The organism is Shimia sp., assembly GCF_965227725.1.
Taxonomy (GTDB): Bacteria; Pseudomonadota; Alphaproteobacteria; order Rhodobacterales; family Rhodobacteraceae; genus Shimia.
The window spans coordinates 299469-318932 of sequence record NZ_CBDDGH010000003.1 but is presented as its reverse complement, the minus strand read 5'-3'; the positions used below and the strand labels follow the sequence as shown (position 1 = coordinate 318932).

General features: G+C 58.2%; 18 protein-coding genes and 1 other RNA gene. 14 read left to right on the top strand and 5 right to left on the bottom strand.

Translation table 11 applies throughout. The features are described 5' to 3' along the window. Positions 1 to 30: 30 nt before the first annotated feature. On the bottom strand, positions 31 to 558 hold the full coding sequence (locus ACO07T_RS07260; RefSeq protein WP_209064184.1) for a c-type cytochrome: 528 nt from the start codon (positions 556 to 558) through the stop codon (positions 31 to 33). Between the two features lie 144 nt (positions 559 to 702). Here ACO07T_RS07260 and ACO07T_RS07255 point away from each other — a divergent pair, with 144 nt between their 5' ends. After that, the gene (locus ACO07T_RS07255; RefSeq protein WP_422048947.1) at positions 703 to 1539 is read left to right on the top strand and encodes a prephenate dehydratase; all 837 of its coding nucleotides are present in this window, start codon (positions 703 to 705) and stop codon (positions 1537 to 1539) included. A 100-nt stretch (positions 1540 to 1639) separates the two neighbouring features. Here the strand turns inward: ACO07T_RS07255 and ACO07T_RS07250 are convergent, their stop codons facing one another. Both ACO07T_RS07250 and nudC read right to left on the bottom strand, forming a co-directional pair. Continuing rightward, entirely contained in the window at positions 1640 to 2107 is a 468-nt protein-coding gene (locus tag ACO07T_RS07250) for an SRPBCC family protein (RefSeq protein ID WP_209064187.1), read from the bottom strand. Between the two features lie 55 nt (positions 2108 to 2162). After that, positions 2163 to 3137 (bottom strand): NAD(+) diphosphatase, encoded by a 975-nt coding sequence (nudC, locus tag ACO07T_RS07245; RefSeq protein WP_422048836.1) that lies wholly within the window; start codon positions 3135 to 3137, stop codon positions 2163 to 2165. A gap of 192 nt (positions 3138 to 3329) precedes the next feature. Here nudC and ffs point away from each other — a divergent pair. The 5 genes from ffs (at position 3330) to ACO07T_RS07220 (ending at position 9405) form a co-directional block, all read left to right on the top strand. Continuing rightward, an RNA gene (ffs, locus tag ACO07T_RS07240) (signal recognition particle sRNA small type) lies at positions 3330 to 3428 on the top strand. A gap of 261 nt (positions 3429 to 3689) precedes the next feature. Beyond that, positions 3690 to 5630, top strand: coding sequence for an extracellular solute-binding protein (locus ACO07T_RS07235; RefSeq protein WP_422048835.1), 1941 nt, complete (start codon positions 3690 to 3692; stop codon positions 5628 to 5630). A 3-nt stretch (positions 5631 to 5633) separates the two neighbouring features. Next, positions 5634 to 6722: a microcin C ABC transporter permease YejB gene (locus ACO07T_RS07230; RefSeq protein ID WP_209064193.1), complete on the top strand. Its 1089-nt coding sequence runs from the start codon at positions 5634 to 5636 to the stop codon at positions 6720 to 6722. Continuing rightward, entirely contained in the window at positions 6722 to 7828 is a 1107-nt protein-coding gene (locus ACO07T_RS07225) for an ABC transporter permease (protein ID WP_209064196.1), read from the top strand. The genes ACO07T_RS07230 and ACO07T_RS07225 overlap by 1 nt, the downstream gene beginning before the upstream one ends. Further along, positions 7825 to 9405, top strand: coding sequence for an ABC transporter ATP-binding protein (locus tag ACO07T_RS07220; RefSeq protein WP_209079527.1), 1581 nt, complete (start codon positions 7825 to 7827; stop codon positions 9403 to 9405). Before ACO07T_RS07225 ends, ACO07T_RS07220 begins: the two co-directional genes overlap by 4 nt. A 22-nt stretch (positions 9406 to 9427) precedes the next feature. Here ACO07T_RS07220 and hemN read toward each other — a convergent pair whose 3' ends face one another. Further along, the gene (gene hemN / locus ACO07T_RS07215; protein WP_209079528.1) at positions 9428 to 10783 is read right to left on the bottom strand and encodes an oxygen-independent coproporphyrinogen III oxidase; all 1356 of its coding nucleotides are present in this window, start codon (positions 10781 to 10783) and stop codon (positions 9428 to 9430) included. 71 nt (positions 10784 to 10854) lie between these two features. On the opposite strand from hemN, the gene fnrL reads away from it, so the two are divergent. Next, positions 10855 to 11595 (top strand): transcriptional regulator FnrL, encoded by a 741-nt coding sequence (gene fnrL, locus ACO07T_RS07210; protein ID WP_209087681.1) that lies wholly within the window; start codon positions 10855 to 10857, stop codon positions 11593 to 11595. Between the two features lie 75 nt (positions 11596 to 11670). On the opposite strand, the gene ACO07T_RS07205 is transcribed toward fnrL, so the two are convergent. Then, on the bottom strand, positions 11671 to 12510 hold the full coding sequence (locus ACO07T_RS07205; protein ID WP_422048834.1) for a universal stress protein: 840 nt from the start codon (positions 12508 to 12510) through the stop codon (positions 11671 to 11673). 219 nt (positions 12511 to 12729) lie between these two features. Between ACO07T_RS07205 and ccoN the strand changes: the two genes are divergently transcribed. From ccoN to ACO07T_RS07170, 7 genes are all read left to right on the top strand, one after another. Then, a complete protein-coding gene (ccoN, locus tag ACO07T_RS07200) occupies positions 12730 to 14331 on the top strand; it encodes a cytochrome-c oxidase, cbb3-type subunit I (RefSeq protein ID WP_422048833.1) in 1602 nt (533 codons plus the stop codon). Positions 14332 to 14346: 15 nt separating this feature from the next. Continuing rightward, positions 14347 to 15078, top strand: coding sequence for a cytochrome-c oxidase, cbb3-type subunit II (ccoO, locus tag ACO07T_RS07195; RefSeq protein ID WP_209064210.1), 732 nt, complete (start codon positions 14347 to 14349; stop codon positions 15076 to 15078). Positions 15079 to 15088: 10 nt separating this feature from the next. After that, positions 15089 to 15274 carry a cbb3-type cytochrome c oxidase subunit 3 gene (locus tag ACO07T_RS07190; RefSeq protein ID WP_209064212.1) on the top strand — a complete coding sequence of 62 codons (186 nt, stop codon included), beginning with the start codon at positions 15089 to 15091 and terminating at the stop codon, positions 15272 to 15274. Further along, positions 15271 to 16140 (top strand): cytochrome-c oxidase, cbb3-type subunit III, encoded by an 870-nt coding sequence (ccoP, locus tag ACO07T_RS07185; protein ID WP_209064213.1) that lies wholly within the window; start codon positions 15271 to 15273, stop codon positions 16138 to 16140. Before ACO07T_RS07190 ends, ccoP begins: the two co-directional genes overlap by 4 nt. Positions 16141 to 16473: 333 nt before the next feature. Beyond that, positions 16474 to 17469, top strand: coding sequence for a helix-turn-helix domain-containing protein (locus ACO07T_RS07180; RefSeq protein WP_422048832.1), 996 nt, complete (start codon positions 16474 to 16476; stop codon positions 17467 to 17469). Between the two features lie 109 nt (positions 17470 to 17578). Next, positions 17579 to 19003, top strand: a complete 1425-nt coding sequence (gene ccoG / locus ACO07T_RS07175; RefSeq protein ID WP_422048831.1) for a cytochrome c oxidase accessory protein CcoG — start codon at positions 17579 to 17581, stop codon at positions 19001 to 19003. Beyond that, complete coding sequence (locus ACO07T_RS07170; protein WP_422048830.1) at positions 19003 to 19464, top strand: FixH family protein; 462 nt, start codon at positions 19003 to 19005, stop codon at positions 19462 to 19464. The genes ccoG and ACO07T_RS07170 overlap by 1 nt, the downstream gene beginning before the upstream one ends.

Genomic DNA, 19464 nt, shown 5'->3' with positions numbered 1-19464 from the left:
GCCTTTCAAAACAGATATCTGGCGGTCAGATCAGTTGCCGATCGTTTCCAGATAGGCAATCAGGTTGGCGCGGTCTGTCGGCTTTTTCAAACCGGAGAAGGCCATTTTTGTGCCCGGTGCATAGCTTTTGGGGTTGGTCAGGAAACCGTCGAGGTTTTCTGGGGACCAAACGTCAGCCACCTGCTCCAGCGCGCCGGAGTAGTTAAAGCCGTCAACCGAATCCACGGCGCGGTTTACAACGCCAAAGAGGTGCGGGCCGGTGCCGTTGGCACCATCATCGAGTTTGTGGCAGGCTTTACATTTGCTGAAGACTTTGGCGCCTTTGTCAACATCTGCGCTGGCCAGAAGCTCTGCGAAAGACGGACCTTCGTCGACTTCGGCCGCGCCGCTGTCTGCGCCTTCAACTTCAATCACATAAGCCTGCTTGGCATGGCCGTCACCGTGTCCTTTTGGACCGGTGTGGTAAAGCGCTTCGGCAGCCCAGCCGCCCAGCAAGAAAATAAGCAGCGCGCCGCAAAGTGCGCCGACTACTTTGGTGATTGTCATCGTGTCGAACATGCTACGTTTCCGTTTCGTGGCGTTTGCTGGCTATCTACGCGCTTCCCCTGTCAAAACGCAAGGTGTAGTTACCGCGACCAAACGCCCCTACTTGCGCAATTCTTGCGTTGGTCGGAAGGCGCAGAGGGGGCAGGAATGACCAAGTTGACCAATCGCATCGCATTTCAGGGCGAGCCGGGGGCCTATTCACATGAGGCGTGCCAGAACGCGCGCCCGGAGATGGAGGCCATGCCCTGCCGGTCCTTTGAAGATGTGATCGCTGCGGTGAAGAGCGGCGAGGCGGATCTGGCCATGCTGCCGATTGAGAACACGACCTATGGGCGTGTGGCAGACATTCACCGTCTTTTGCCCGAAAGCGGCCTGCACATCGTTGATGAAGCCTTTGTGCGCGTCAGAATCAGCCTGATGGGCCTGCCGGGTGTGCCGCTTGAGTACATCGACACGGTGCGGGCGCATATGGTGTTGATCCCGCAATCCGCCGCGTTTTTGCGCTCCCACAAGATCAAGGCCTATTCCGCTGCGGACAGTGCGGGCGCGGCCCGTGAGCTGGCAGAGCATCGGCGTGCCAATGAGGGGGTTTTGGCTTCTGAGCTGGCGGCGGAGATTTACGGGCTGAATGTGTTGGCAACGGATGTGGAAGACCACGGCCACAACACCACCCGCTTCCTGATCATGTCACGTGAGCCAAACTATGCGCGTCGCGAAGACCGCAAGATGATGACCACCTTTGTCTTTGAGGTGCGCAACATTCCTGCCGCGCTCTACAAAGCGATGGGGGGATTCGCCACCAATGGCATCAACATGACCAAGCTGGAAAGCTACATGGTGGGCGGGAGCTTTACGGCGACGCAGTTTTATGCGGACATTGAAGGGCATCCGGATGATCCGGCGGTGCAGCTGGCGATGGATGAGCTGCGCTATTTCACCACAAATGTGTCGATCATCGGGGTTTACCCTGCGGATCAGGACCGCCTGACGTAGGCGCGGCCAATCGGGATTTGAAAATAGAAAAGGCGCCTCTTGGGGCGCCTTTTGTCTTTTGAAATTGGGGCAGCCGCTCGCGTGAGAACGCCTAAACGGGTCAGGCGCTCTGGGCGTAGCGATCCTCAAAGTCCTCACGCATATGCGCCAGACGTTTGCTGACCCGGCTGGTCAGATTGCCCCGCGCGAGCTTCAAAGATTGCAGCAGCAGGCGGGAGGACAGGGTTTTGGCACGCATGCCGCACCAGAATTGGATCCGTGTCTTGGTGCGCGACAGGGCCACCAGTTCGATCTTCACGTCGGTTTCCAGCCCGCCGATCTTGGCCTTCATGGCGATTTCATTGGGCCGGTCATAGCCCGTCATCTCCAGATGTACCTCGCGCGCTTTGCCGCGGAAGATAAAGGAGATCTGCCATTCTGCCCCAACGCCTGCGTGATGCAGGGTGTCCAGGCGGGTGACATCGGCGCCGCGTCGGAGGGCTGACCGTTCGTAGACTTCAACGTCCGTGAGCATGATGAATGCTTGTTCGATGGGAACGTCGATGTCTTCTCTTCCGGTAAGTTCCATTGGGCCTCTGCTTTGGGTCAGGATGGTTGTCGCGCTGTTCGGCGCAAGTTTCGCGTCAATCCAATCTGTCTGCAAGCCAGTTCCGAAGAAGAAAATGTGCAATTGCACCTATCCGAGCGGGCTTGAGTTTTGGGTGGTTGCCCGCAAAGACATCCAGCATGTCTTCGCGGCTGACCCAGAGGGCGTCCTCAAGTTCATTTGGGTCGACGGTGATCTCTTCGCTCAGGGCCTCGCCCCGGCAGCCAAACATCAATGAGGAAGGGAAGGGCCAGGGCTGGCTGGCGAGGTAAGAGACCGCGCCCACTTTGATACCTGATTCTTCGACAACCTCGCGCCGCACCGCCGCCTCAAGCGTTTCGCCGGGTTCCACGAAGCCCGCCAAAAGCGAGTACATCCCGTCGGGCCAGCCGGGGGAGCGGCCCATCAGCACTTTGTTGCCATGGGTGATGAGCATGATCACCACCGGATCTGTGCGGGGGAAATGCGAGGTGCCGCAGGACGGGCAATCCCGTTGCCAGCCGGACATGGCCATGCGGCTTTCCGCGCCGCAGGCCGCGCAGAAGCGATGTGACCGGTGCCAGCCAAAAATCGCCCGCGTGGTGGCCGCAAGCTCGGCGTCGCGCGCCGACAGGCGCGCCATTGCCGCGCGCAGCTCGACAAAACGATGGTCTTCCGGCAGCGCGGGGTGGTGCTGTTCAGAGGGATCAAAGAACTGATTGATGGTTGTGAGGTCCTGCGCCTCGGGCTCCCAGGCGGAAATGTCATGGGCAAAGAGTGCGCTGCCGTCCTCAGACAGACCGAGGAATATCGGCGGGACCGGCGGGTTTGCCGCTTCGCTAAGCAGAGGGTGATCCATAGGGAGCTGCACCAAGCTGTCAGTGTTTGGGCCAGACAGCAGGGATTTGCCGCGCCAGACAACAATGGTGCGGCTGCTCGGCAGCTTGGTCAGCGCGTTGGCTTTCTCCCCGCGCAGTTCGGCGGCGCGGTTGAGGCCTGAGCCTCCAAAGGTGACGGTTTCTGCGTGTCTCATGCCTGGCTCCTCTTGTCGCAGATGAGTGGCATGATCGTGCCCCCGCTGCAATGGAAAGGCATTTGAGATCTCAGCTTTGTCTGATGGTGCCTATGCGGGAGGCGTGTGTGTTGCGCGTAGGGGCGTCTGCTCTGGCGACAGAGTTGGCCAGAGGCGCTTGCATCTGCCGCGCGTGCGCCCTATATCGGCTCTTGAGAGGTTGGCGCGGGTAAGCGCCTCGCCAACCCGGTCAGATCCGGAAGGAAGCAGCCGTAACGAGCCCCGCTTGGGTCGTTGTCCAGCCTCTCACCTTACTTCTCCCCACAAATGTTTCAGACTGTTTGCTGTGCGAAATCGCCTTTTTGCAGAGGGTGCCTAACAGCGGTTATGCCTTTGTTTTGGCGTTAAAAAGCGCCTTGGCCGCGTGAATGCGCCGTGGTGCAGCTTTGCCGGCATGTGATGGGCAAACATTCACGCCATATTGAGTCATTGAGAACTTGAAGTTTGTTGGTTGAAACCTTTAGCTTATCTAACACGTAAACACAGTGAACATGTGGGTGCAGGAGAGGCCAAATGACCGAAAAAACCATAAGAATTGCTGGACCTATGTTTGACCGACGCGGTGCGCTGCGCCTGATGGGCGGGAGCGCGTTGTCGATTGGCGCAGGGCTTGGCAGCGGGATGGCCTTTGCCAGCGAGGATGAGATCATCCGCTCGCATGGCTATTCGTTCTTTGGAGACCTGAAGTACCCGGCGGATTATCCGCATTTTGATTATGTGAACCCGAACGCCCCCAAAGGTGGTCAGATCACGCTGAGTGCGCGTGGAACCTTTGATGGCTTCAACCGGTTTGCGTGGCGCGGAAATCCCGAGACGGCCTCAGGTGTTGTGGCCGAAGCGATGTTTGCGGAGATGCCGTGGGGCGGTGGTGCGCCGGCGGATTCGATTACGGACAGTTATTGTCTGATCGCAAAAGAGGTCGAATACCCCAAAAGCAAGACGTGGTGCGTGTTCCACATGCGCGACGATGTGGTCTTCCGCGATGGGACGCCGCTGCGCGCACAAGACGCCGCGTTTACGCACAATCTGTTTCTTGAGCAGGGCATTCGCTCTTACGCGCGCTCGGTGAGCGAACGCATCACAGGTGTGGAGGTCATTGATGACCACACGATCAAATATACTTTTGCCGATGGCATTTCGCGCCGCTCTCTGATCAGTCAGGTTGGTGGCACGCCGATTTTCTCTGAAGCCTGGTATCAGGAGGCGGGTGAGCGGCTGGATGAGCCTTCGGTGCTGTCGCCAATGGCGTCTGGTCCCTATCAGGTCGGCGACTATGAGTTTAACCGCTACGTGGTTTATGAGAAAAACCCCAACTACTGGGGTTGGGACCACCCCGCCAATGTTGGCCGGTTCAACTTTGATCGCGTCAGGATTGAGTATTTCTCCGATGCGACCGCAGAGTTTGAGGCGTTTAAGGCGGGTGAATACACTTTCCGCACCGAAGGATCGACCAAGCGTTGGGCCACGGGATATGATTTCCCCGGTGTGAATGACGGCTCGGTGAAGAAAGTGGCGCTGCCTGATGGCACGGCGCCAAACAACAGCGGCGTGATTTTCAACACATTGCGCGCGCCGCTCGACAACCGCGATGTGCGCCACGCGCTTTCGCTGGCGTTCAATTTTGAGTGGACGCGGGAATCGCTGCAGTTTGACCTGACCACCCAGCGCACGTCCTTTGTGGAAGGGCAGGAGTGGGAAGCCAAAGGCGTGCCGGAAGGGGCAGAGCTGGCGCTTCTGAAATCGCTGGGCGATGTTGTGCCGCCTGAGATGCTGACAGAGACTGCGGTAATGCCGCATACCTCAAAGGCGTCCAACCCGATTGACCGTCGCAACAAGCGTGCGGCGCTCAAGCTGTTTGAGAAAGCCGGTTGGACGGTGAATGACAACGGCGAGATGGTGGATGCCAACGGCGCGCAGATGTCGCTTGATTTCCTCGTGATCTCCAGCTGGGATGAAACCCGGCTTGCCACCATTGAAGCCTACGTGAAAACGCTGGCGAATTGGGGCATCAAGGTCAAAGCCGACAAGGTCGACAGCGCGCAGGGACAGCAGCGTTTCCTCGATAAAGACTATGACCTGATCCATACGCGGATTTTGACCTTCTCCTCCGCGGGTACCGGCCTGAAACAGCTGTTTGGGTCCCAAACCGCGGAAGTCTCCTCCTATAACCCGTCTGCCCTGCGCAGCCCGATGGTGGACGCCATCATCGATGCGGCGCTCGCGACCACATCGCGGGAAGATGAGGTTGTTGCGCTGACGGCGCTGGACCGCGCGCTGCGCTACGAGCGTGTGATCGCCCACGCCGGATATGTTCCGGAGACCTGGGTGTCTTACTTTGACATGTATGAGCGGCCAGAAGAGCTGCCGCCCTATGCTGTCGGTGTGCTTGATTTCTGGTGGTACAACAAAGAGAAACACGAGGCGCTGATCGCCTCGGGTGCGCTAAGGAAGTAAGCTTTGGGCGCCTATATTCTCCGCAGACTGTTGCTCATAATCCCGACGTTGCTTGGGATTATGATTATCAATTTCTCTCTGGTTCAATTTGTCCCCGGTGGTCCGGTGGAACAGGTCATTGCCCGGATGCAGGGCGAGGGCGATGTGTTCTCAGGCTTTGCTGGCGGCAATGAAGATGTCGGTGGGGAAGAGACTTTTGGCTCTGACAGCGAGTATCTTGGGGCGCGCGGGCTTCCCAAGGAATTCATTGAGGAGCTTGAGCGGGAGTTCGGCTTTGACAAGCCGCCGCTGGAGCGGTTTCTCAATATGATGGGCAACTATCTGACGCTGGATTTCGGGGAGAGCTATTTCCGCAAGATCACAGTGATTGATCTGGTGCTGGAGAAGATGCCGGTCTCAATCACGCTGGGGCTTTGGTCAACGCTGATTGCCTATCTGGTGTCCATTCCTTTGGGCATCCGGAAAGCGGTGAAGGATGGCACGGCCTTTGATACCTGGACGTCAGGGGCGATCATTATTGCCTATGCCATTCCGGGCTTTCTGTTTGCGATCATGTTGCTGGTGCTGTTTGCCGGCGGGTCTTATTTCAAGATATTCCCGCTGAGGGGACTGACCTCTGACAACTTCCAAGACCTGACAACCATGGGCAAGATCCTGGATTATGCCTGGCACATCACGTTGCCGGTGATCGCCTCCACCATCTCGGCCTTTGCGACGCTGACGCTTTTGACCAAGAACAGCTTTCTGGATGAGATCAAGAAACACTATGTGATGACGGCGCGGGCTAAGGGGCTGACAGAGCGGCGTGTGCTTTATGGGCATGTGTTCCGCAATGCGATGCTGATTGTGATCGCGGGATTCCCGGCGGTGTTTATCGGTGTGTTCTTTGGCGGCTCTGTTCTGATCGAGACGATCTTCTCGCTTGATGGACTGGGGCGGCTTGGCTTTGAGGCTGCGGTGGCGCGGGATTACCCCGTGATCTTTGGCACGCTGTTTGTGTTTGGCCTGATCGGCCTTGTGGTCGGTATCCTGTCGGATCTGATGTATGTGCTGGTTGATCCGCGCATCGACTTTGAGAAGAGGGAAGGCTGATGGCGCTGTCTCCACTGAACCAGCGCCGCTGGAGCAATTTCAAACGCAACCGCCGCGCCTTCTGGTCGCTGATTATCTTTTGCGTGGCCTTTGGCATTTCCCTGTTTGCGGAGCTGATTGCCAACGACAAGCCGATCCTTGTAAATTATCGCGGTGAGTTCTTTACGCCTGTTTTCAGTTTCTACCCTGAAACTACCTTCGGCGGGGATTTCAAAACCGAAGCCGATTACAAAGATCCGGTCGTGCAATGCCTGATCTCCACCGGGGGTGTTGAGGACTGTTTTGATGTGCCTGAAGACATCCTCGAAGAGCTGGATGCGGGCACCTACAGCGCGGACGGATTTGACAAAGGCTGGGCGCTCTGGCCGCTCATACCATACAGCTATGACACGCCGGTGGATCGCTCAGGCGCGGCACCATTGCCACCGGATGGGCAGAACTGGCTGGGCACGGATGATCGCAAACGGGATGTGGTTGCGCGTGTGCTTTACGGCTTCCGCCTGTCGATATTCTTCACCCTCCTCGTAACAGCGGCGGCAAGCCTGATTGGCATCGTGGCCGGGGCCGTGCAGGGCTATTTCGGCGGCTGGCTGGATCTGATTTTTCAACGGGTGATCGAGATCTGGGGCGCCACGCCAAGCCTTTACATCATCATCATCATGTTTGCGATTGTGGGGCGCAGTTTCTGGCTGCTTGTGCTCTTGACGGTGTTGTTCAGCTGGACGGCGCTGGTGGGTGTGGTGCGCGCAGAATTTCTGCGGGCGCGGAACCTTGAGTATGTGCGCGCGGCCAAGGCGCTGGGCGTGAGCAACCGGGTGATCATGTTCCGCCATATGCTGCCCAATGCGATGGTCGCGACCGTGACCATGCTGCCCTTCATTGTGACAGGCACGATCAGCACGCTGGCGGGATTGGACTTCCTCGGCTTTGGTCTGCCATCTTCGGCGCCGAGCCTTGGCGAGCTGACGCTTCAGGCCAAGCAGAACCTGCAGGCGCCGTGGCTTGGCTTCACCGCCTTCTTCACATTTGCCATCATGCTCTCGCTCTTGGTCTTCATCTTTGAGGGCGTGCGCGATGCGTTTGATCCGAGAAAGACCTTTTCATGAGCATTCTGGACGTCAAAGACCTGCGGGTGGGGTTTCGCCAAGACGGGCAGCTTCATGAGGCCGTGAAAGGTGTGTCGTTCAGCGTGGATCGCGGGGAAACCGTGGCGCTGGTTGGGGAGTCTGGCTCTGGCAAGTCGGTGACGGCTTTGTCGACGGTGTCGCTGCTGCCGGGCAGTGCCGAGGTGCAGGGCTCTGTGCAATATGATGGGCAAGAGATGGTTGGCGCGCCTGAAAACCTGCTGCGGCAGGTACGTGGCAATGACATCAGCTTCATCTTTCAGGAGCCGATGACCAGCCTCAATCCCTTGCACACGCTTGAAAAGCAGCTTGGCGAAAGCCTTGCCTTGCACCAGGGCGTGACGGGGGATGCGGCGCGTGGCCGGATTTTGGATCTGCTCAACAAAGTGGGTTTGCGGGATGCAGAACAGCGCCTGACGGCCTATCCGCACGAGCTATCCGGCGGACAGCGGCAGCGTGTGATGATTGCCATGGCGCTGGCCAACAAGCCTGACATTCTGATCGCTGATGAGCCGACAACCGCGCTCGACGTGACCATTCAGGCGCAGATTCTGGAGTTGCTTGCCGAGCTGAAGAAATCCGAGGGCATGGGGCTTTTGTTCATCACCCATGATCTGGGCGTGGTGCGGCGCATCGCGGATAAGGTCTGTGTGATGAAAGACGGGGAGATCGTCGAGGCTGGGCCGGTGGCGGAGATCTTTGAAAACCCGCAGCATCCTTACACGCAGCTGTTGCTGAGTGCGCAAGCGAGCGGCCATCCTGCGCCGGTTCCGGACGGGGCGGATGTGGTGAGCGAAGCGCAAAACCTGCGGGTTTGGTTCCCCATCCAAAAAGGATTGCTGAAGCGCACGGTGGGCCATGTGAAAGCGGTGAATGACGCGAGCCTGACGGTGCGCGCGGGAGAGACGCTTGGCATCGTGGGCGAAAGTGGATCGGGAAAAACGACGCTGGCACTGGCGATGATGCGGCTGATTTCCAGCGATGGCAAAATCGGCTTTGTCGGCAATGATGTGCGCAAATGGAACACGCGGCAGCTGCGTGCGCTGCGCAAAGACATGCAGATTGTGTTTCAGGATCCGTTTGGCAGCCTGAGCCCACGGATGACCTGTGAGCAGATTATCTCTGAAGGGCTTGGAGTGCACGGCAATCCGGATGGGCGGGACACACGCACGCTTGTTGCTGAAGTCATGGAAGAGGTGGGCTTGAACCCCGCAACCATGGATCGCTATCCGCATGAATTCTCTGGTGGGCAGCGCCAGCGGATCGCCATCGCCCGCGCCATGATCCTGCGCCCCAAGCTGGTGGTGTTGGACGAGCCGACATCAGCGCTGGATATGACGGTGCAGGTTCAGATCGTGGAGCTGTTGCGCAACCTTCAGGAAAAATACGGGCTGGCCTATCTGTTTATCAGCCACGACCTGCATGTGGTGCGCGCCATGAGTCACAAGATCATGGTGATGCGCGCGGGTGATGTGGTGGAGCAGGGCACTGCCGAGGCCCTGTTTGAAAACCCACAGACCGACTATACCCGCGAGCTGCTGGCCGCAGCGCACGGGTAGGCCGAAAACGGCAACGCCGCGATCAGATCGCGGCGCTGTGTTGTGCTTTGCTCATATCATAAGCGTCAAAGGCGCGGGCAATCATCCGGGTGAGCGGCCGTGCCTGAGGCGGGATCACCAAGGCGTTGCTTTCCAGTGCGAGCATGTTCGGGAATTGTGCCATCACCTTGGAGAACATCTCGTTCAGCGCGGCGCGGGAGATATCAAACCGCTCGACGATCTCGTCTGATTCAATGCGGAAATCGCACATCAGCGCTTCGATCATCCGGCCGCGCAGGAGGTCGTCCCCGGTGAACTTATGGCCACGCGAGGTGGTGAAACGTCCTTCACGGATACCTGCGGTATAGGCCGAGGTGGCCGGCGCGTTCTGCGCGTAGCCCTGCGGGAAGCGCGCGATCGAAGATGCGCCGACCGCCAGCAAGACATCGGCCATGTCGTCGGTGTAGCCTTGGAAGTTGCGGCGCAGGGTGCCGTTGCGTTGCGCCACCGAAAGACCGTCGGTCTTCGTCGCGAAGTGGTCGATGCCAATTTCGTCGTAGTTGTCCCAGAGGAAGAGCTGGCGCGCGGTTTCAAACAGCGCAAGACGTTCCTGTGGCGTGGGCAGCGCGTCAGATGGGATCATCTGCTGGCGTTTGGCCATCCACGGCACATGGGCATAGCCATAGAGCGCAACGCGATCAGGAGACAGCGACAGCAGCTTCTGCACGCTTTCGGTGATGCGCGCTTGTGTCTGATGGGGCAGGCCAAACAGAATGTCGGCATTCACGCTTTTGACGCCATGCGCGCGGATCATGTCGACCGCTTCGCGGGTGATGTCATAGCCTTGAATGCGACCGATGGTTTTCTGGATATCGTCGTCAAAGTCCTGCACGCCGATGGAGGCGCGGTTCATTCCGGCCTTTGCCAGAACGGCCAAACGGGCTTCGTCGATCTCATTGGGATCAATCTCGACAGAGAACTCACCGTCCTGTGCCATTGGGGCTACGTCGAAAATGGCACCCGCGAGATCTTCCATCATGCCGGGGTCAAGCAGGGTTGGCGTGCCGCCACCCCAGTGCAGGCGCGACAGGCGCACGCCCTCCGGTAAGATAGATTTGAGAATCAACAATTCTTGCTTTAGGGTCTCGACGTAAGACGCCACCGGCGAAAGCGTGGAGGTGCCCTGTGTCCGACAGGCGCAAAACCAGCAGAGGCGGCGGCAAAAAGGCACATGCACGTATAGAGAGACCTCAGAACCTGACGGAATAGACTGAATCCACTCCTTGTAAGTGTCTGGGTTTACGTTATTTTCAAAATGCGGGGCGGTGGGGTAGCTGGTATAACGCGGTACTTTTGCGTCAAACAGCCCCAGTTTCGCCAATTGTTTTCCCGTTTCCATGGGCGTAGGGGGTACCTCAAAACACGACTCACTATCCTTGACCCAGATCAATTCCAGGTGTGGCTTATAAAATGACTGATCTTACCAAGTTTGTTGGCGGTTGTGAGAACTGCCCGATCCAGCACCGCGCTGTTTGCGCGCGCTGTGACGCAGACGAGCTCGATCGGCTCGAGGAGATGAAATACTACCGGAGTTTTGAAGCGGGGCAGACCATCATCTGGTCCGGTGACCGGATGGAGTTTGTGGGATCTGTGGTGTCCGGGATCGCGTCCCTCACGCAGACCATGGAAGATGGGCGCACGCAGATGGTCGGGCTTTTGCTGCCCAGCGATTTTGTGGGGCGTCCGGGCCGGGAAGCTGCGACCTATGATGTTGTGGCCACCACCGATGTTGTCATGTGCTGTTTCCGCCGCAAGCCGTTTGAGACCATGATGGTTGAGACACCGCATGTTGCGCAGCGCTTGCTGGAGATGACGCTCGACGAGCTGGATGCTGCGCGCGAATGGATGCTTGTGCTGGGCCGTAAGACCGCGCGTGAAAAAATCGCCAGCCTTCTGTCGATCATCGGGCGTCGCGATGCGGCACTTAAGCTGGTGAACGGCCACGAAGAAATGGTGTTTGACCTGCCGCTGACCCGCGAGGCGATGGCGGATTATCTGGGCCTGACGCTTGAAACGGTGAGTCGACAGATTTCCGCGCTCAAAAAGGACGGTGTGATTGTGCTGGAAGGCAAGCGCCATGTCACCGTGCCGGACTTTCAGAGGCTTCTGGATGAGGCCGGGGATGACAGCGACGGCGGGATGATGGCCTAAGAGCCAATCTTATCAGCAAAGAAAAAGGCGCCGCTTTGGGCGCCTTTTGTGTTTTTGGGGACTAACCTGCGCAGGTTAGTGCGCAAGGAAGACTGGCAGGTACGCATGTTCCAGCATGTTGCGTGTCGCGCCGCCCAGAATGGCTTCGCGGAAGCGGGAGTGCCCATAGGCGCCCATGACCATCAGATCGGCGTTGTTATCCGTGGCGTGGCGTAGCAGCACATCGGAGACGCGTGGCTGCGTTTTGGAGAGCACATCCACCTGTGCATTCACGCCGTGACGGGCCAGGAATTGAGACAGCAGGCCGCCGGGATCAGAGCGGTTTGGACCATGGGTCGGGGGATCGATCACCACCACATGCACCACATCTGCGGATTTGAGGAACGGCAGCGCCGCGCGTGTGGCCACCAGCGCTTCGGCGCTTTCGTTCCAGCCGATGCAGATAGTTTTGGGGGTTTTGATGGGGGTCGCTGATTCTGGCACCATCAAAACCGGAGCCTGCCCCTCAAAGAGTGCTGCCTCTAGCGTGGGCTCCAGTTCGTTGCCGTGGTTTTTGCCGTAAGGTTTCGGGAGCACAACAAGATCCGCAAACCGGGCGCGAGATGCGACATGGCGTCCCAGGTCCGCGATCTGAGCGACGCCCATATCACTGGCCCAACGCACGGTGCTGTTGTTGAGTTTTGCCTCTGCTTTGTCCTGAATTTCCTTTGCTTCGCCGTGGGCGCGGGCGAGCATTTCCTGCATCAGGATCGCGTCTGCTCCGGCATAAAAATAACCGGTCTGAGAGCGGTCTACACCAAGGGCAAGCACGTCCAGATGGGCGTCTTGCGCCTCGGTCAGGGCGATGGATTGCTCAAGCGCCGCGCGGGCAATGTCAGCGTCGGTCATGACGCAGAGAAGTGTTTTGTAGTCCATTCGAACCTACCGTTGTTTGAAAATGAAGTCTGGACCGTGAGGGCTTTCCAATGTGTCGGCGAGAAAGATGCTGGCCTTGGATATGATTAAGTCCTACACGCCGCGCGACTTTCCTTGATGCAGATCAAGGCGGCATCAACGCTGCACCCGCAAAACATGGACTGTCTAAATCCGCTAAGGCTCTGGAGACTCGGGCCAAGCAAGACGAAGGGACGCGAAATGGTAAATTACTTCAAGCTGATCGCGCTTGGCCTCATCACATTTTTTGCGATGATTGCGGCCAACTATGCGCGTGATCTGGCTTATATGGTACACGCCCTCATCATCGCGGGCGTGTCCTTTGGGCTGTTTATTTGGGTTTTGCGCGGTACCGGCACAAAAACGGTGATCGCGCAGGACGAATATATGGACGACGTGATCCGCTACGGGGTCATTGCAACCGCATTCTGGGGCGTTGTTGGTTTTCTGGCAGGCGTATTTATCGCCTTTCAGCTGGCCTTCCCGGTCCTGAACTTTGATTGGGCACAGGGCTATCTCAACTTTGGCCGCCTGCGTCCGCTGCACACATCTGCTGTGATCTTCGCATTTGGCGGCAACGCCTTGCTGGCGACCTCCTTCTATGTTGTGCAGCGCACCAGCGCCGCGCGCCTCTGGGGCGGCAATCTGGCGTGGTTTGTGTTCTGGGGCTATCAGCTGTTCATCGTACTGGCGGCCACCGGCTATGTTCTGGGCGGCACTCAGTCCAAGGAATATGCCGAGCCGGAATGGTATGTTGACCTGTGGCTGACCATTGTCTGGGTTTGCTATCTGGCGATCTATCTGGGCACGATCATCAAGCGCAAAGAGCCCCACATCTATGTGGCGAACTGGTTCTATCTCGCGTTTATCGTGACCATCGCGATGCTGCACGTGATCAACAACCTGACCATCCCTGTATCGATCTTTGGCTCCAAATCCGTGATCGTCTGGGCCGGTGTTCAAGACGCGATGGTGCAGTGGTGGTATGGCCACAACGCTGTGGGCTTCTTCCTGACTGCAGGCTTCCTGGGCATGATGTACTACTTCATTCCAAAGCAGGCCGAGCGTCCGGTGTTCTCCTACAAACTGTCGATCATCCACTTCTGGGCGCTGATCTTCCTGTATATCTGGGCGGGTCCACACCACCTGCACTACACCGCGCTGCCGGATTGGGCGTCGACCCTTGGCATGGTGTTCTCCGTCATCCTGTGGATGCCGAGCTGGGGTGGTATGATCAACGGTCTGATGACCCTGTCCGGTGCCTGGGACAAGCTGCGCACAGACCCTGTGATCCGCATGATGGTGATCTCGGTTGGTTTTTACGGCATGTCCACATTTGAGGGCCCGATGATGTCGATCCGTGCGGTGAACTCGCTGAGCCACTACACTGACTGGACCATTGGTCACGTGCACTCCGGTGCTCTGGGCTGGAACGGCATGATCACCTTTGGCGCGCTCTACTATCTGGTGCCTGCGCTGTGGAAACGGGATCGCCTGTACTCCCTCAGCCTCGTGAGCTGGCACTTCTGGCTCGCCACCATCGGCATCGTGCTCTACGCGGCGTCCATGTGGGTGACCGGTATCATGGAAGGTCTGATGTGGCGTGAAGTGGACGCAAACGGCTTCCTCGTGAACTCCTTTGCCGACACTGTGGCTGCGAAGTTCCCGATGTATGTGGTGCGCGGTCTGGGTGGGGTCATGTTCCTCGCTGGTGCCCTCATCATGTGCTACAACCTGTGGATGACTGTGCGTAAGGCACCGGCCAAAGAGGCCAGCCTGTCCGTCGCAGTCCCGGCTGAATAAGGAGGGCCGGCAGCTATGGCTATTCTCGACAAACATAAGATCCTCGAGACCAACGCGACCCTCCTGCTTATTTGCAGCTTCCTGGTCGTAACCATTGGCGGCATCGTGCAGATTGCACCGCTGTTCTGGCTGGAAAACACCATTGAGGATGTAGAGGGCGTACGCCCCTACACCCCGCTGGAAATGGCTGGACGTGAAATCTACATCCGCGAAGGGTGCTACGTCTGCCACAGCCAGATGATCCGTCCGATGCGCGACGAGGTTGAGCGCTATGGTCACTACTCACTGGCGGCGGAGTCCAAATACGACCACCCGTTCCAGTGGGGCTCCAAACGTACCGGTCCTGATCTGGCACGTGTGGGCGGCCGTTACTCCGATGATTGGCACGTGGATCACCTGCGTGACCCGCAGGCCGTGGTGCCAGAGTCGGTGATGCCTAAATACGGCTTCCTTGAGAACCGTATGATCGAGGGCGAATACATGGGCGATATCATGGCAGCCAATGCTGTGGTGGGCGTGCCTTACACCGAAGAGATGATCGAAAACGCGCAGTCCGACTTCCTCGCGCAAGCGGATCCGGACAGCGACTATGACGGTCTTCTCGAACGCTACGGCGAAGACAGCGTGAATGTGCGCAACTTCGACGGGCAGCCGGGTGTGTCTGAGGCGGATGCGCTGATCGCTTATCTGCAGATGCTGGGCACGTTGGTTGATTTCTCAGCCTTCACGCCTGACGCGTCCCGCTAAGGAGGAAACGATGGAAACATATTCATTCCTTCGCGAGTTCGCTGACAGCTGGATGTTGCTGGGCCTGTTCCTCTTCTTCGTCGGGATCATCTTTTGGGTGTTCCGTCCCGGCGCAAGCAAAGAGTATCGCGACAACGCCAACATCCCATTTCGCCACGCAGATAAACCCGCCACGCACAAGGAGGCGCGGCCATGACCAAGCAATCCAAAAAGTTTGAGGGCGATCCGAACACCACAGGCCACTCCTGGGATGGGATCGAAGAATTCGACAATCCGATGCCGCGCTGGTGGCTGTGGGTTTTCTACGCCACCATCATCTGGGGTGTGGGTTACACCATCGCTTATCCGGCCTGGCCGGGCATCAGCGGCGCGACCGCAGGTGTGATGGGGTGGTCCTCCCGTGGTGACGTGGTCGAAGAGATCCAGGTGGCTCAGGACAAGCTGGCGCCGATCAACGCAAAGCTGGAAGCCGCTGAGCTGACCCAGATTGCGGCGGATGACGAGCTGAACAGCTATGCGACCTCTGCGGGTTCTGCCGTGTTCAAAACCTTCTGTGCCCAGTGCCACGGCTCTGGCGCGGCGGGCGGCGTTGGCTATCCGAACCTACTGGACAACGATTGGCTGTGGGGCGGTGACATCGAGAACATCTATCTCACCGTCAAACACGGCATTCGCAACGAAGACGACGACGATGCGCGTTACTCTGAAATGCCTGCCTTCGGCGAAATTCTTGAAAAAGAAGAAGTCGAACAGGTTGTGAACTACGTTATGTCGCTGTCCGGTGATCCGGTTGATGCCTCCATGGTGGATGCGGGTGCGGTGGTCTTTGAAGACAACTGCTCTGCCTGCCACATGGAAGACGGCACCGGTGATCGCGATCAGGGCGCACCTAACCTTGCGGATGCGATCTGGCTCTATGGTGGCGATTATGCCTCCATCAAGGAGACGGTCACCTACAGCCGCTATGGTGTGATGCCATCCTGGTCTTTCCGGGACCGCCTGAGCGAAGCGGAGATCCGCGCGGTGTCTGCCTATGTGCACCAGCTGGGTGGTGGTGAGTAATCACCCGCTTCCACCAGAACTTTAGAGAGCCGCCCCGAGCAATTGGGGCGGCTTATTTTTTGACGAAATTTTCCGCTATTTGACTAAGATCAAATTTTATCAGGCGAAGCGGTGCTACCTTAGGGTTGTAGGCAGCGCGCTGCATCCAGCGCCGCCTCATTCGCCCGGTACGGCTGAGGTCCGGGCATCGGGTGCCAGTCTTTTCGTCCTGTTCGCGCGTTTCCTGAAGAGATTGGCACCCCAAATTCCCCAAGAAAGTTCTTGCAAATCGCGCCACATGCTTGGTTCCAGCGATGGCGTCTCCTAAATTTGGAGAGAGTGCAGGAGGTCACGATGAACAAGCACACCCGCTATCCCGTCCAGAAATCTGTGCCCGCCTTTTTGGAGGCAGCTGGCATTTCGACCTCTGAAATGCTTCACGCCTGCGGGCTGCCCAAGGATCTGTTTGCCCTTGAGGGACGTGCGTTGTCGGCCAAGCAGGTGTTTGATCTGTGGGAGGCCATGCTGGCGCAGGCCAAGGAGCCGCGCATGATCCTGGAGATGGCACGCGCCATGGCGCAGGGCCCCATTGTGCCGGCGGTTTTTGCGTTTTCCTGCAGCCCCAACATCGCCACTGGGCTTGAGCGGCTTGCGGTCTTCAAGCCCCTTGTTGCGCCTGTGCGACTGATCACCAGCGAGACCGAGCGCACGGTGACGCTGGAGATCGAAGTGGCTGATCCCAAGTTGCGCATGCCGGATGGGATGGCCGCCTTCGAGATGGTCTATTTTCTGGAGCTGGGGCGGACCTTTACGGGTGTGGACTTCCTGCCGGTCGAAGTTGGCATGCCCGCTTTTGTGAGCGATCAAGAGGAGTTTGACCGCTTTTTCGGGCGCAAGGCTGTCCTGAGCCGCCGTCCGCGTTTGGTGATGGCAAAAACGGATGCCTACCGCCCTTTGATTTCGGAAAGCCCGCAGCTCTGGGCCGGATTTGAGCGCGAGCTGACGCGCCAGCTTGCCGAGCAGCGCCGCAATACGGCGATGTCTGCGCGAGTACGCAGCGCGCTTTTGGAGCTGTTGCCGGCCGGTCGGGCCTCTGTGGATGCGGTGAGCGAAAAGCTTGTGACAAGCCGTCGCAGCCTGCAGCGGCACCTGAAGGCAGAAGGCATGACGTTCCAGCAGGTTCTGGACAAAACACGCTCTGATTTGTCGCTGCACTATCTGCGCGATCAGGCCATGAGCGTTGAAGAAATCTCCTATTTGCTGGCCTATCAGGACCCCAATTCCTTCTATCGCGCCTTTCACACCTGGACCGGTGCGACACCTGCGCAGATGCGGCATGAAATGGCTTAAGTCCCTGAAAAATATGTCTATCAGATGCGCCATTTGACACAGGTCAATGTCCTGAAGTGCTATGATAGGTGAAGACTGATTTTGCCTCCAATAGCCAGAGAGTGATTCCGTGAGCAACAGTCCTGCACCGTCACTTTACGCCAAACGCGAACCGATTTTCCCCAAGCGCGTCCATGGTATGTTCCGTAATCTTAAGTGGTGGATCATGGCGGTGACGCTTGGCATCTACTACCTCACGCCGTTCCTGCGTTGGGACCGTGGGCCGAGCCTGCCGGATCAGGCGGTGCTGGTGGATATCGCGAACCGCCGCTTCTTCTTCTTCATGATCGAGATCTGGCCGCATGAGTTCTATTTCGTTGCGGGGCTGTTGATTATGGCCGGGCTTGGCCTGTTTCTGTTCACCTCCGCGCTTGGGCGTGTGTGGTGTGGCTATGCCTGTCCGCAGACCGTTTGGACCGATCTGTTCATACTTGTGGAGCGCTGGATCGAAGGGGACCGCAACGCCCGTCTGCGCCTGCATCGGCAAGAGAAGCTGGATGCGCGTAAGATCCGTTTGCGTCTGACCAAATGGCTGGCGTGGCTGTTGATTGCAGTGGCGACCGGCGGGGCCTGGGTCTTCTATTTCGCAGATGCGCCCACGCTGGCAGTGGATCTGGTGACCGGTGCAGCACACCCGGTGGCCTACACAACGGTGGCGATCCTGACGGCGACAACCTTTGCTTTTGGTGGCTTTGCACGTGAGCAGATCTGTATCTATGCCTGCCCGTGGCCGCGTATTCAGGCGGCGATGATGGATGAGGATACCCTCACCGTCGGCTATCGTGAATGGCGCGGTGAGCCGCGTGGCAAAGGCAAGCGGGATGCGGCAAGCGAGCAGGGGGACTGCATCGATTGCATGGCCTGCGTGAACGTATGCCCTGTGGGGATCGACATTCGTGATGGCCAGCAGATGGAGTGCATCACCTGCGCGCTGTGCATCGATGCTTGTGACGACATCATGGACAAGATCGGCAAACCTCGCGGGCTGATCGATTATCTGGCGTTGTCAGATGAAGGCCGTGAACGCGCTGGCGAGGCACCAAAGCCTGTGTGGCAGCATGCGCTGCGTCCGCGGACGATTATGTACACCACCATGTGGGCCGCGGTTGGCATCGCCTTGATTGTGGCGCTTTTCCTGCGCTCCGATATTGAAGCCACGGTGGCGCCAGTGCGCAATCCGACCTATGTGACCCTCTCTGACGGGTCGATCCGCAACACCTATGAGGTGCGGCTGCGCAACAAACACCATGAGCCGCGCATGTTCCGTATTTCTCTGAAGGGCGATCCGGCGCTGCGGGTGCAGCTTGAAGGCACGCCTTATGAGGCGGTTCAGGTCGAAGCGGATGAAATGCGCATCCAACGTGTGTATGTTGTGGCTCCAAAAGGGTCCGTGCCAGCGGATGGCGAAAGCACACCATTCCGCTTCTGGTTTGAGGACACGGGCAACGGCGATCGGGTTTACAAAGACACGATCTTTAACGGAAAGGGCCAGTGATGGCTGAGAAGAAATTCACCGGACGCCATGCGGCATTGGTTTTTGTCGGCGCATTCGGTGTGATCATTGCGGTCAATCTTGTGCTGGCTTTCAGCGCGGTGAAGACCTTTCCCGGGCTGGAGGTGAAGAACTCCTATGTGGCCAGTCAGGAGTTTGACGAACGCCGCACAGCACAGGAAGCGCTTGGCTGGGACGTCACCGCGCGGGCGACAGGTGGTCTGTTGATCCTGACCGTCACCGACGAAAGCGGGCGCCCTGTGCAGGTTAGCAACCTGCATGCGGTGCTTGGACGGGCGACCCATGTGAAGGATGACCGCGAGCCTGAGTTTCAGTTTGATGGCACCGCTTATGTGGCGCGCGAGGAGCTGGCTCCGGGCAACTGGAACATTCGTATGAAAGCCAATGCCCTTGATGGCACCGCGTTTGAGCAACGCGTGGTGCTGATAGTCGAGAAGAGCTGA

Bases quoted from the DNA above. Each gene is read 5' to 3' on its own strand.
- ACO07T_RS07260 (WP_209064184.1), bottom strand. From the start codon at position 558: ATGTTCGACACGATGACAATCACCAAAGTAGTCGGCGCACTTTGCGGC.
- ACO07T_RS07250 (WP_209064187.1), bottom strand. From the start codon at position 2,107: ATGGAACTTACCGGAAGAGAAGACATCGACGTTCCCATCGAACAAGCA.
- nudC (WP_422048836.1), bottom strand. From the start codon at position 3,137: ATGAGACACGCAGAAACCGTCACCTTTGGAGGCTCAGGCCTCAACCGC.
- ACO07T_RS07235 (WP_422048835.1), top strand. From the start codon at position 3,690: ATGACCGAAAAAACCATAAGAATTGCTGGACCTATGTTTGACCGACGC.
- ACO07T_RS07225 (WP_209064196.1), top strand. From the start codon at position 6,722: ATGGCGCTGTCTCCACTGAACCAGCGCCGCTGGAGCAATTTCAAACGC.
- ACO07T_RS07220 (WP_209079527.1), top strand. From the start codon at position 7,825: ATGAGCATTCTGGACGTCAAAGACCTGCGGGTGGGGTTTCGCCAAGAC.
- hemN (WP_209079528.1), bottom strand. From the start codon at position 10,783: ATGGAAACGGGAAAACAATTGGCGAAACTGGGGCTGTTTGACGCAAAA.
- fnrL (WP_209087681.1), top strand. From the start codon at position 10,855: ATGACTGATCTTACCAAGTTTGTTGGCGGTTGTGAGAACTGCCCGATC.
- ACO07T_RS07205 (WP_422048834.1), bottom strand. From the start codon at position 12,510: ATGGACTACAAAACACTTCTCTGCGTCATGACCGACGCTGACATTGCC.
- ccoN (WP_422048833.1), top strand. From the start codon at position 12,730: ATGGTAAATTACTTCAAGCTGATCGCGCTTGGCCTCATCACATTTTTT.
- ccoO (WP_209064210.1), top strand. From the start codon at position 14,347: ATGGCTATTCTCGACAAACATAAGATCCTCGAGACCAACGCGACCCTC.
- ACO07T_RS07190 (WP_209064212.1), top strand. From the start codon at position 15,089: ATGGAAACATATTCATTCCTTCGCGAGTTCGCTGACAGCTGGATGTTG.
- ccoP (WP_209064213.1), top strand. From the start codon at position 15,271: ATGACCAAGCAATCCAAAAAGTTTGAGGGCGATCCGAACACCACAGGC.
- ACO07T_RS07180 (WP_422048832.1), top strand. From the start codon at position 16,474: ATGAACAAGCACACCCGCTATCCCGTCCAGAAATCTGTGCCCGCCTTT.
- ACO07T_RS07170 (WP_422048830.1), top strand. From the start codon at position 19,003: ATGGCTGAGAAGAAATTCACCGGACGCCATGCGGCATTGGTTTTTGTC.